13 protein-coding genes are annotated in these 10172 nt (G+C 66.9%); all 13 read right to left on the bottom strand.

Annotated features, from left to right (window positions below; all coding sequences use genetic code 11):
• A partial coding sequence (locus tag ZRA01_RS18985; protein WP_170183032.1) for a recombinase family protein occupies nucleotides 1–129 on the bottom strand: 129 nt, incomplete at its 3' end.
• 224 nt (nucleotides 130–353) lie between these two features.
• A complete protein-coding gene (locus ZRA01_RS18980) occupies nucleotides 354–647 on the bottom strand; it encodes a helix-turn-helix domain-containing protein (protein ID WP_141354947.1) in 294 nt (97 codons plus the stop codon).
• Nucleotides 640–1029 carry a type II toxin-antitoxin system RelE/ParE family toxin gene (locus tag ZRA01_RS18975; RefSeq protein WP_246093760.1) on the bottom strand — a complete coding sequence of 130 codons (390 nt, stop codon included), beginning with the start codon at nucleotides 1027–1029 and terminating at the stop codon, nucleotides 640–642. Before ZRA01_RS18975 ends, ZRA01_RS18980 begins: the two co-directional genes overlap by 8 nt.
• A gap of 437 nt (nucleotides 1030–1466) precedes the next feature.
• A complete protein-coding gene (locus ZRA01_RS18970; protein WP_141354946.1) occupies nucleotides 1467–3053 on the bottom strand; it encodes a YfjI family protein in 1587 nt (528 codons plus the stop codon).
• Complete coding sequence (locus ZRA01_RS18965) at nucleotides 3050–3460, bottom strand: hypothetical protein (protein ID WP_141354945.1); 411 nt, start codon at nucleotides 3458–3460, stop codon at nucleotides 3050–3052. The genes ZRA01_RS18970 and ZRA01_RS18965 overlap by 4 nt, the downstream gene beginning before the upstream one ends.
• Entirely contained in the window at nucleotides 3457–4005 is a 549-nt protein-coding gene (locus tag ZRA01_RS18960; protein ID WP_141354944.1) for an XkdD/Y8K6 family phage-associated protein, read from the bottom strand. The genes ZRA01_RS18965 and ZRA01_RS18960 overlap by 4 nt, the downstream gene beginning before the upstream one ends.
• Nucleotides 4002–4448: a RadC family protein gene (radC, locus tag ZRA01_RS18955; protein WP_141354943.1), complete on the bottom strand. Its 447-nt coding sequence runs from the start codon at nucleotides 4446–4448 to the stop codon at nucleotides 4002–4004. Before radC ends, ZRA01_RS18960 begins: the two co-directional genes overlap by 4 nt.
• A 113-nt stretch (nucleotides 4449–4561) precedes the next feature.
• Entirely contained in the window at nucleotides 4562–4837 is a 276-nt protein-coding gene (locus ZRA01_RS18950; protein WP_141354942.1) for a hypothetical protein, read from the bottom strand.
• Nucleotides 4834–4986 carry a hypothetical protein gene (locus ZRA01_RS20645; protein WP_170183031.1) on the bottom strand — a complete coding sequence of 51 codons (153 nt, stop codon included), beginning with the start codon at nucleotides 4984–4986 and terminating at the stop codon, nucleotides 4834–4836. The genes ZRA01_RS18950 and ZRA01_RS20645 overlap by 4 nt, the downstream gene beginning before the upstream one ends.
• A gap of 917 nt (nucleotides 4987–5903) precedes the next feature.
• Complete coding sequence (locus ZRA01_RS18945) at nucleotides 5904–6371, bottom strand: hypothetical protein (protein ID WP_141354941.1); 468 nt, start codon at nucleotides 6369–6371, stop codon at nucleotides 5904–5906.
• Complete coding sequence (locus ZRA01_RS18940; protein ID WP_170183030.1) at nucleotides 6364–9435, bottom strand: DUF927 domain-containing protein; 3072 nt, start codon at nucleotides 9433–9435, stop codon at nucleotides 6364–6366. Before ZRA01_RS18940 ends, ZRA01_RS18945 begins: the two co-directional genes overlap by 8 nt.
• The gene (locus tag ZRA01_RS18935) at nucleotides 9425–9709 is read right to left on the bottom strand and encodes a hypothetical protein (protein ID WP_141354939.1); all 285 of its coding nucleotides are present in this window, start codon (nucleotides 9707–9709) and stop codon (nucleotides 9425–9427) included. Before ZRA01_RS18935 ends, ZRA01_RS18940 begins: the two co-directional genes overlap by 11 nt.
• Nucleotides 9709–9957, bottom strand: coding sequence for a helix-turn-helix transcriptional regulator (locus ZRA01_RS18930; RefSeq protein ID WP_218028762.1), 249 nt, complete (start codon nucleotides 9955–9957; stop codon nucleotides 9709–9711). The genes ZRA01_RS18935 and ZRA01_RS18930 overlap by 1 nt, the downstream gene beginning before the upstream one ends.
• Nucleotides 9958–10172 lie beyond the last annotated feature (215 nt).

The raw sequence follows: 10172 nt of genomic DNA, 5'->3' as shown, positions 1-10172 counted from the left end.
GATCGCACCCGATACCCCGTCATCGGTGAACCACTTCGACACGGCGTAGCGGGCCAAAATGGTGCGGCGCTGGTTCTCGCAGGTTTGGTCATCGGTCGAGACGCGGGCATAGGCGACGATGGTGGACATGGCGGGCTTCTTTCTGGCTCAAAATGTACGGCTCAGATATTAACCTAGCTCAAAATATAAAACAACGGTTTTGAGCCATCCAAAACAGGCCGGATTTACCCTAGCTCAAAACCTATACCTTTTGAGCTATCCGAAATGTTCACACCGGCCCCAGAAAGCACAACGCCGGGACATGCCCGGCGCCTCTGTGCGTTGCGTCCCTGGTCGGGCTGGCGGTTGTGCCCTTACCCCTGCAAAGCCTTGACCGCCGCCCGCGGGTCGTGCTGAAAAATCCGCAGCAGCGCCCGTGCCGGCCCCGTGGGGCGGGTACGCCGTTGTTCCCAGTTCTCGACGGTGCGGCGGGATACCCCCAGCAGGGCCGCTAGTTCCTTTTGCGTGACGGCGGCCGCCTCACGGATGGCGTGTACATCGGGGTCGGGGATGGTCGTTACCTTGAGCCCCGGCACCTCCTCGCCGCGCATGTGGGCGGTCATCTCCTTGACGCTCTGCATCAGGGATGCAAAGTCTTTTTCATTCATCGCGAAGCACTCCTTCAATCAACCTTCCCAGTTGCCGGGCCTGTTCCGGCGTCAGGTCTTCCTGGTCGTTCTTGGCGTAGGCAAAGACCAGATAGACCACATCGGCCGCCGTTCGCCAGTAGTAGATAACGCGGGCTCCGCCACGCTTGCCCCGGCCAGGCATGGCCCATCGCAGCTTTCTAAGGCCGCCCGCTCCCGGTATCAGCGGGCCGGCGTCCGGGCGTTCGATCAGCACGGACTGAAGGCCCCGCAGGTCTTCATCTGTCCAGTTTTCACGGCGAAAGGCTTGGAAGGGTGTGAGTTCAATGAAGACCATATGGTGATAAAGCCTATACGCTTGCAGCGTAGAAAACAACGGCACAAGCTGCGCTTCCTGGTGCATGTGGGGGAAATTCGGCCCGCTCAGTGTCTCGCTCCGGCGGGCGGTGAAGACTTCGGATTCACGATGTAGAGCGTTCGCGGCTTGGTGCGGGTCGGCTCCTGCCAGGCTTCGAGGTGCCCCAGCTCGGCAATCAGATCCAGGCGCCGGAGCGAGGGCAGGCGAAGCCGGCGCCCCGCGGCATGGTGCCCGGCCTCGGGCAGGGTCGGGTGATCGTCGGTCAGGCGGAGCCGCCAGGGGCTGCAGGGGCGCCCAGGTCGGAGACGATCAAGGCGCCGGGGCGAGGGTAGGCGAAGCCGGCGCCCGCCGGCCTGGTGCCGGGCTTGATCGCCCCGAAATTTCCCCCATGCACCCCCGCGGGGTCACTGCCAAAACTGCCAAATTGAGAAAAGACAGTTTTGACAGTGCGCTCCCCGGTACATGTGGGGAAAACTGCCCGCTCAGTGTCTCGCCATGGCGGGCGGTGAAGACTTCGGATTCACGATGTAGAGCGTTCGCGGCTTGGTGCGGGTCGGCTCCTGCCAGGCTTCGAGGTGCCCCAGCTCCGCCAGCAGATCCAGACCGGCGGCCACCTGCTTTTGATCGGCCAAGCCCGACCACCCAGGGCGCCATACGTCCCGCGTCCCGAAGCCCTCCCGCGGCAGATCGCCCTTTGCAATCCGCTCCAGAATCCGCCGGGCCGTGTCCGCCTCGCCTGCCTGTGCCACGCCATAGCAGCGCCGGGCATGGCTTTCGAGATACACCGCCCAATGCAGCGCCCGGAGCGTGGAAGGAAAGCCCACCGGGCCGCCGTGCCCGTCCGCCAGGTGGAAGACAAGGGCGAGGGCCGGGACCAGCTTGCGATACTTGGCAAGGTGGGATTCCAGGGCCGGGAACAGATCGCCCGACCGTAACCCCGCCTCGAAGCTGCACCGCCAGTCCGTGAAGGCTTCGAGGGCCTCGGGGTCGAAGCGCAGGAAGGGCGGCGCATCCTCGCTTTCCTGCGTCGCCCCACGGGCGATAGCGTCGAGGGCGTCGAGTTCATCGAACACCGTGAAGGCGGCTTGCTTGGCGGGGCCGTCCGGGATGCGGTCAATGTTCTTCCATTTGCCGCCGGCCTCGGGCCACACCAGCAAGCCGAAGCGGGCGAGCATCCCATCGTCCGACGCCCCACCCCGCATGGCGGCCCGCAGGTATTCCCCCAGGGGGCCGGGCTGGGCACCGCCCACCACCCCCAGGCACACCGCCGGGACGCGCCGATGTCCGCGGCCGATGCGGTCGAAGGTCCAGCCGTCTTTGCCGTTCCATCCGGTCATCAGGAAGGCGCGCAGCTCCGCCGCGTCTTCGCGGTCAAGGCCAGCAAGCCAGCCGGGCAGTTCATCCCGCACCACCAGCAAGCCGCGGGGGTTTTCGATCAGCTTTTCGGCCAGGGCTTCGACGGTGGCAGAGGCCACGGTGTAGCGGCGCAGGGTCGGCGCTTCATCGGCCTCGGGGGTCAAGAAGCTGGCCACGTCGACAAGGGCGTCCGGGTTCTTGCGTAGCGCCTTGGTCGCCTCGCCCTTGCGGGCTTCGGCGCGGGCCTTGGCAATCTCGCTTTCTGCCCGCCACTGGCCTTGTGCGGCGGTCCATTCTTCCAGCGCCCGGGCCTCGAGGCGGACCACCGGAGCAAGAGCCGCCATCATGGCGGGGCTCTTCATCATGCCCGGCCGCCCGACGATGCAGCCCCACAGGTTCGGCAGCTCCTGCCAGTCGCTGAAGGCTTGGGGGCGGATCGCACAGCGCCGGCCGATGAGGCTCCCCAGGGCGGCCACCATGGGCACCGCCACGAAGTCGGGCGGGCACTGCATCCGCTCGGCAACGTCCTGCACCCACGGCCGCAGGCGGTCGGGCAGCATGGCGTGATCGAAGGGGGCCACCGGGGCGAGGCCCTCGGGCAGCGGTTGCGGGTCGGGCCACGATGCCGCCGGCCAGGTGCGGGGGTCGCCGATGGCGGGGGCCAGGGCGGCGCGTTCGGCCGGGCTGGCGGGCTCGAAGGGTGGGGCCTTCATGGCTGCACCTCCTGCCCGTGGGCTGCACTGACGATGAACTCCGCAGCAGGGGAGCCCCCCGGGCGCAGCAGCACCAGTCGCAAGGGGCACACCGCCACCAGCTCGGCAAGCAGCGTCCGCAGGCGCCCGGCATCGGGGGCCGGGGGCGTCACCACCAGCACCGACAGGGCCGCCAGGTAACGCCAATCGAGGCGGGCCGGGTCGGTGCCTGGCGGGCAGCAGATCGCCAGCCCCAGGCCGGTAACAGGGGCCACCGGCCAGCGGTCGAGATACACCACGACTTGGCGGAGCGCGGGCACCAGATCACGGGCGCGGGCGTCTGCCAGATCTCGGGCATAGGCCGGCAGGCGCCGGCCGGGTGAGCACCGCCAGAAGGCCGGGGCGGGGTCGGAGCGTGGGGCGGTCACGATGCACCGCCTTCCGAAACCTTGGCCAGCACGGCCCGCAAGGCAAGCAGCAGCGCCCCCTCGGGTGACGACGGATCGGGCCGCCATTTCTGGCGGATCAGCATCGCTTCCGCAGCGCGGGCGACGGCGTACAGTTCGGGCGCGGCTTCGATCAATGCTTCGTTGGCGTCCGCCTGGTCGACGCCAACGCCCCCCGAGAAGACTTCACAGACGGTTACGGCATCCAGGCCGGCGCCGGAAGCCTTGCCCAGGGCCGCGGCAAGCGTATCGATTGCCCTGCCACAGGCAGCCACCCGGGCCGGGTTGTCATCGGCCAGCACGCCAACCGTGAGAAAGCCGCTATCGATCCAGGCGAAGATCTCCGCCGCGGCGGCGTGCAGCTCGGGGGCGGCTTCGATCAAGGTTTCGTTGGCGTCCGCCTGGTCGACGCCCACACCGCCCGAGAAGACTTCGCAGACGGTCACAGCATCCGGGCCGGAGCCGGCGGCAATGGTGCGATGGCCGACACGACGCCAGGGGCCAGGGGTGAAGGTGGGAGCGGTCACAGCAGCCCCCTTTCTGCAAAGCTCAGGGGGCGGGACGCACCGCCGACGATGAAATGGTCCAGGACGCGAACATCAAACATCGCAAGGGCGGCCCTGAGCCTGTCCGTCAGGTCTTCATCGGCCTTGCTGGGCTCCGTCACACCAGACGGGTGATTGTGGGCAAAGACCACCGCGGCGGCGTTCAGCTCAAGGCAGCGCCTCACCACCTCCCGGGGGTAAACGCTGGTTTGCGTGAGGGTGCCGGCAGACAGGGGTTCAAACGACAAGACCCGGTTTTGCGCGTCGAGAAACAGGGCGCAGAACACCTCTCGGGCCTCTTCGCCAAGTTCCAACATCAGGAAGTCACGCACCGTAGCAGGCGAACCAATCGCAGCGCCGGGCGCTGCTAGGCGGCGGGCCAATGCCTTTTTGGCGCGGGCAATCAGCCTGTCTTCCCGGTCCATGGCGGCGGGGTCGAGCGGGCAGCGGGCGAGGGGCGACGCATAAAGGGGGCTGGCCTCACGGGCCGCAAACTGGCGGGGGCGGGCCGGAGCCGGGGCGGGGGGCTTGGGGGCGGTCATGATTGCCCCCTTTCCGCCGCTTGGCGGTCTTGAAGGGCTTCCGTCAGCTCCCGGATCTCATGGGCGATCATGCTGCACGCCCACATGTAATTGTCTTGAACACCATCAGACAGGCGGCGCAAGGCTTCGCCGGTTTCGCCGAAGGTCATCGCCAACATGGATTCAAGCTGAATTTGACGGGCGTTGAGCTGGTCGACGATGTCGCCGGTTTTCACGCCAGGAACGAAGGCATACACCGGGCCGGTAGCCGTGAAGGTAAGCGGGGGTTTCATGCTGCGGCCCTCCTGCCGAAGGCCACACGCCATGCCAGCATGGGGCCGGTGAAGGGGCGCAGGGCGCGATAGAGAGCGAGGGACGGGAACAGCTTGAGGGTGCGGCGGGGCGTGTGCAGACGCACGCACGCCGGGGCGTTGGTTGCCATGGTGCAGGGCTCCTTTGTCGGACTTAATCCGCCCCTCGCTTCCAAACGGGGGGCGGGCCAAAGCGGGGTTGGAAGACCGGGACAAAGGAACCGGCAGGCCGAAGCCTCCCCGCCCGGCCCGCCATTGATCGAGGGCGCACCACGGGCGTACGGACGCAAAAAAAGCCGCTTGGCGGCTTGTGTCCGCCTTTGTCGTTCGGGCTTCCAAACCCGGCCGTCACTGTTTAGACGACGTGGGCATGATGCGTGAACAGGGACGGGCGCGTCAAGCGGTATTGACGCGGCCCCGCCGGGCGCCCGCATCCTGGTTCAGATCCAGCCCCGGCCGGCGGATGGGGCGACCTGTACAGGCCGCCAGCCGGCCACCGTGGGCCGTGCAGCAGCCGGGTGAGGTGGAAGCCACAGGGGCGGGCCGGATCGGCCGCCAGCGAGGCCGGAAGGTGGGGCGCCGAGGGCGCTTTCTGCGCCGCGTTTGGCAGGGGCAAGCATGATGCAAGCACGAGCCCGACCGGGGGGAGCGGGCGCGGGGCGCCTTTTCGCGCCGTGGTTGGCAGGCACGGAAGCAAGAGCGGGCAGAGGGAAGGATGTTCCCACTGTTCCCACTTAGTGAACTGAGAGTGGGAACAACATAGACCCTTGGAAAGCCGCGCCGTTGCTGGCTTCTCGTCGCTTGTTCCCACTGTTCCCACTGTTCCCACCGCTTCGAGGACCAGCGGGGCAGGCGGTTTGACGCAAAAAGGACGAAAATCCATAAAAACCAGTGCTTTACGGTCTGAAAAGGGCCGCATCCGGCCAAAAATAAAAACTCCAAAACTTGCGACCGTAAAAATTTGAGGAACCAGACGGTCCCGGCGGGGGGCCGCCCGGAGATTCAACCGCCCCCCTCGCCCCGGTGCCGCCCCGGCTTGGTGCGTGGGTCACATGTAGGGATGCAGCCGCCAGGCGGTGCAGCTCGCCCCGCCATCGTCGGGGAGCTTGCGCAGGGGGTGCCCGGGCGTGTAGGCGGGGGGCAGGTCGTCACGCTCGCAGCAGTAGCCGTCAGACAGGCCGGGGCGTCGGAAGTGGGCACAGGTTCGGCAAGATGTTTCGAGGGTTGTTTTATGCGGCGCAGATTGCCTTTGAACCCCACCCCCTCCCGGTTCTGGAAATGACAATAGATTGTTTTTTTCGTCTTCGCTTACCCTCGTCCTTTCAAAAACGGTGGGAACACTGGGAACAGTGGGAACGGATTCAAAAACATGTTTTTTTTCAATGGCTTGTGAAGTTGTTTTTGTTCCCACTTCCCCCGAATCTGTTCCCACTTTTTGTGGGAACACAGGGCCGAAATCGGGGTTTTCGGCCTGTTCGGCGGCGCAATCGGCCACAAGTGACGCCCAATCAATCATTGCCGTCGAGTCCTTCCAGAATGCCAGGAGCAAGCATGAAGAAGCGCCCAGGCTTGGCGGCGCCGGGCTCCCTCGCTTTGGCTTGAAAGTGTGCCCCGTCCCGCACCAATAGACCCCGGGCGGCCAGCTCTTTCGCCACCTGTGCCGGGTCAAATCCGCTGCACAGCTCGCCCTTGAACACCGCCGGATAGATCAGGTACTCGAAAACATGGTCAGGCTCATTGAGGCTTGCCGTGTCCTTGGTCGGGCGCTTCCAGCCGGCCCGGTTCATCGTCCGCGGGGCGTGGGTGTCGCTGATGCTCGGGCGTCGCCAGTCTTCCAGGCGGGCGCCTGCATGGGCTTGAATCCACGCCTGCACCTGTTCCACCATCTTGCGGGGCTCCCGGTTCTCTTCACCCCCGAAGGCGTGCAGCCAGTCCTTGAACATGCGGAAGGCAGCCTTGACGGCCTCACCCTGCGGCCACCCGGACAGGCCCCACTCGGTAGCCTTCTCGCCCGCGTAGGCCACCGCAGCAAAGCGCGTCGCCGCCCGGATCGCCTGCCCGCCGGCCTTGTTGGTCAGGGCACGTTCCTCGAAGGCGCACCGGAGCTGTTCGAACTGAGCGGGCATCGCTTCCCGCTCCCCGATCACGCGGCGGATGAACTCGGGGTAAGCCGTGCCGTAGTGCTTCGCGGCGTTGCGTTGCAGGGTTTCGGAGAAGCGGGCGCCATCGGGCAGGCCGTGCAGCACATCCCAGCAGCCGAAGCCGGCGCCGGCATCGGCGGGCAGCTCACAGAAGCGCACCTCCTGCCCCGCGTAAGCCCGTTCCTGGTTCTCTTCGAGGAACTGCGTCAGGCCGATTTCCCCGTTTGACTGGAAGAGCAGGGAGAAGGACGCGGTTTCCCGCAGGCCCCCGGCGGCTTGGCCTCGCCCTTTTCCCTGCCCGCTGGTGAGCATGTAGGCGGCCTGTGCCACGTCCCGCGGGTTGCCGGCCTGCTTGAGTTCATCGAGCAGGAGGGGCGCGTCACAGTGCCCGGCGGCCACGCCTTCAATCGCCGTCGCCGTGAGCAGCCATGTCTTGCGGTACGCGGCAGGGCCGCACAGGCTCGCCGCGGAGTAGAGCAAGGCAGACTTTCCCAGGCTCGAGCCGCCGGCCCAATGGAAGCCGCCCGACACGTTCGGATGCAGCCAACACAGGCCCCCGGCAAAGGCGGCCGACAGGGCGAAGGTCAAGCGGCTGTTGCCTACCGCCAGGGCCGCCACGTTGGCCCGCCAGTCTTCGAGGGTGCCGGCCTGCTTGAACTGTGCATGTCCGCTGCCCTGTGCCGCGTGCAGCCACAGCTCCGCCCCCTCGGGGGCGAGCGGGTCGGCATCGCCCCCCAGGACGAAGGACCACCGGCCCGGCTCGGTGCAGTCATCGTGCCAGCCAATGCGGCCGGTCAGGCGGGCGCGGGCTGGTGGGCGGCTGCGGTTTATATGCATTTTCAATAAGCCTCCTTTGTTGTCGCCGATGAACAGGCCCTGTGACCGGAGCAGGCGGGCCAATGCGGCGCCGTCGCCTTCGAGCATCTCATCGGGCACCAACACCCGGCGGCGGCGGCCGTCGTGATCGTTGAACGTGGCCAGGCGCTGCCAGTTCTCGCCGCGGGCGTCGCGCACCTGGTGCGTGATCTCGAGAGGGGCGCACACGAACTGTTCAACCTGTTCAAAGCCGTCGCCGCGGCGTTCGACCTTCAGGCGATAGACGCCCCGACCGTCGTTGCCATCGCGCAGCTCGAACACTTCGCCACCCTGCGCGGGCGCCTGCACACCCGGCGCCTTGCCCTTGGCTTTCGAGCGGGTGCGCTTGGCGGGCTTCTCGGGTTCATCAGAAGGCGGAGCGGGGGCCGTTTCTGGGCCGCTGGCGGGCGTTTCGGCTTCGGGCGTGGGGGCTGGTGCATCGGCGGGCGTTTCGTCGCCCTGCGGGCCTTCCAGCAAAGCGCGGGCCGCGTCGAGGATGCGGCGCACTGCGGCCGGGCCTTCCCCGTCGTTGGCGCTGTTCGCCAGGTCGTTGAAGTCGGTGGGTGCCTTGCGGGTGTCCTGGTAGCCCTGCCAGCGCCCGGCCGGGGCCGCCCACTCGGGCGAGGCGACCACACCGCCCACCGCCCGGGCCGCTTCCCGCGCCCGGAGCTGGCCCGCGTTGCGGCGCTTGTGGGGTTGGCCACAGGCCGGGCAGGTGTCGCCATCCGCCACCCGCACCGGGGCCTTGCAGGCGAAGCACTCGCCGAAGGCGTCGTCATCGGCGCACACGATGAAGCGGGCACCCGGGTGTGCCTCATGCAGGGCGCGGGCCACGGCTTCGAGGCTCCCCGCGTCGAAGGCCACCGCCACCGGCCAGCCGCTGGCCTGGTAGATGCTGGCGGCCGTCGCGTAGCCTTCGGCCACGCACACGGGCAGCTCGGGGGCGATCTCGCCAATCAGATGGAACTTGCCGGCCTTCTCGCCGTGGGGCAGAAAGTCCTTGTCGCGTCCGTCCACCTTGTCGGCGTAGATCGCCTGAAGGCTGTGCAGGGTGCCCGATGGGCTGCGCATGGGCACCAGCAAGGCGCCCGGGATGCGTTCCTCCCGCCATTCACCGGGGCGCACCTCCTGCCACTTCGGCCAGGAGGCCACCCGCAGGCCGAATGACGGAACCCCCTTGCGTTGCAGGTAAGGGTGATCGTCCGGGGCAGGCTTGGCGGCGCTCCAGATCGCATTGGCTTTCCGCCGGGCCTTCTCGCGCTTGGCCTTGGCTTCGGCCTCGCGTTCGGCCCGCTGGGCTTCCATGCGGGCGCGGTTGGCGGCTTCCTCTTCGGGCGTGAGCTGGCGGCCGATGTCGGCCCGCCAGTTCTCCCAATCCAGGCCATCCCGGAAGTTCTGGAAGCCACCGGCCGGCACACCGTCGAGGTGCAGCAGATAGGCCCCATCCAGCTTGCGGGCGGGTCCGTCCCGCAGCTCGCAGCGGTGCAGCTTGCCGTCAGCGTCGATATGGTCGGGCAGGCGCAGGCCGCGGGCTTCGGCGGCGGCCCGGAATTGGGCCAGGACAGAAGAGGAGTCAAGCATCATTGCTGCCGTTCGCCCCTGTTCGTTGATAGTCATCAAACCAACGATTCAGCGAGTCTGCCGTATAGATCTCAGGCGGCATTCCGGGGAAGTCACGCTTGACCAGCACTGCCCATGCCCGCGTCAAGTTCGAGGCGGCCTGTTCGTCCCCGCCGGCTTCGACAAGGAATTGCCTATACGCATCGGCAACGGCTCGCACAGCGGCGGCAGAACGGTACTCACGCCAGCGGGCGCGGGTGTCTGCCAGGTGGCCGATTGTTGGGGGCTTGGCAGGCATTACCGCACCCCCTCGCCCGGAGCGTTGCGGGCCGCATCACGAGCCGCCACGCGGGCGGCAAGCCATGCGTTGATTTCCGATTCAACCCAGCCGACAGCCTTGGGGCCAAGCTGGATAGGGGCCGGGAAGGTGCCGGCCTTGATACCGTCGTAGATCGTGGAGCAGCCCAGCCCGGTACGGGCTTCGACTTCGGGGCGGCGAAGGATTACAAGGGGGGTGCCCGGGGCGCTGGTGACTTGCATTGCCATGTTTTTGCATCCTGTTGGATCGCCCCGGAACTGCCCGGAGCACATGGCGGCATTCTCTGAATCCCCTGCGCGATTGTCGGGGACGCTTCCCTATGGAGATTTTTCGGAAGTGTCCCCTTGACTACTTTCAACGTCACGTCGTTGCCACCACTTTTTCACCGTATCGGCGTCTATCACTTCGTCAAAGACCGCAGAAGTAAGCGTTGCTGCAACTT

Source organism: Zoogloea ramigera, from assembly GCF_006539865.1.
GTDB classification, from domain to species: domain Bacteria; phylum Pseudomonadota; class Gammaproteobacteria; order Burkholderiales; family Rhodocyclaceae; genus Zoogloea; species Zoogloea ramigera.
Note: the sequence above shows the minus strand (reverse complement) of the source record. Positions and strands in the feature narration are given on the sequence as shown.

Excerpts from the sequence above, each read along its gene's own strand:
- ZRA01_RS18930 (WP_218028762.1), bottom strand. The coding sequence starts at position 9,957 with ATGGCAATGCAAGTCACCAGCGCCCCGGGCACCCCCCTTGTAATCCTT.
- radC (WP_141354943.1), bottom strand. The coding sequence starts at position 4,448 with ATGGACCGGGAAGACAGGCTGATTGCCCGCGCCAAAAAGGCATTGGCC.
- ZRA01_RS20645 (WP_170183031.1), bottom strand. The coding sequence starts at position 4,986 with ATGGCAACCAACGCCCCGGCGTGCGTGCGTCTGCACACGCCCCGCCGC.
- ZRA01_RS18945 (WP_141354941.1), bottom strand. The coding sequence starts at position 6,371 with ATGATTGATTGGGCGTCACTTGTGGCCGATTGCGCCGCCGAACAGGCC.
- ZRA01_RS18975 (WP_246093760.1), bottom strand. The coding sequence starts at position 1,029 with ATGCACCAGGAAGCGCAGCTTGTGCCGTTGTTTTCTACGCTGCAAGCG.
- ZRA01_RS18970 (WP_141354946.1), bottom strand. The coding sequence starts at position 3,053 with ATGAAGGCCCCACCCTTCGAGCCCGCCAGCCCGGCCGAACGCGCCGCC.
- ZRA01_RS18980 (WP_141354947.1), bottom strand. The coding sequence starts at position 647 with ATGAATGAAAAAGACTTTGCATCCCTGATGCAGAGCGTCAAGGAGATG.
- ZRA01_RS18950 (WP_141354942.1), bottom strand. The coding sequence starts at position 4,837 with ATGAAACCCCCGCTTACCTTCACGGCTACCGGCCCGGTGTATGCCTTC.
- ZRA01_RS18940 (WP_170183030.1), bottom strand. The coding sequence starts at position 9,435 with ATGATGCTTGACTCCTCTTCTGTCCTGGCCCAATTCCGGGCCGCCGCC.
- ZRA01_RS18935 (WP_141354939.1), bottom strand. The coding sequence starts at position 9,709 with ATGCCTGCCAAGCCCCCAACAATCGGCCACCTGGCAGACACCCGCGCC.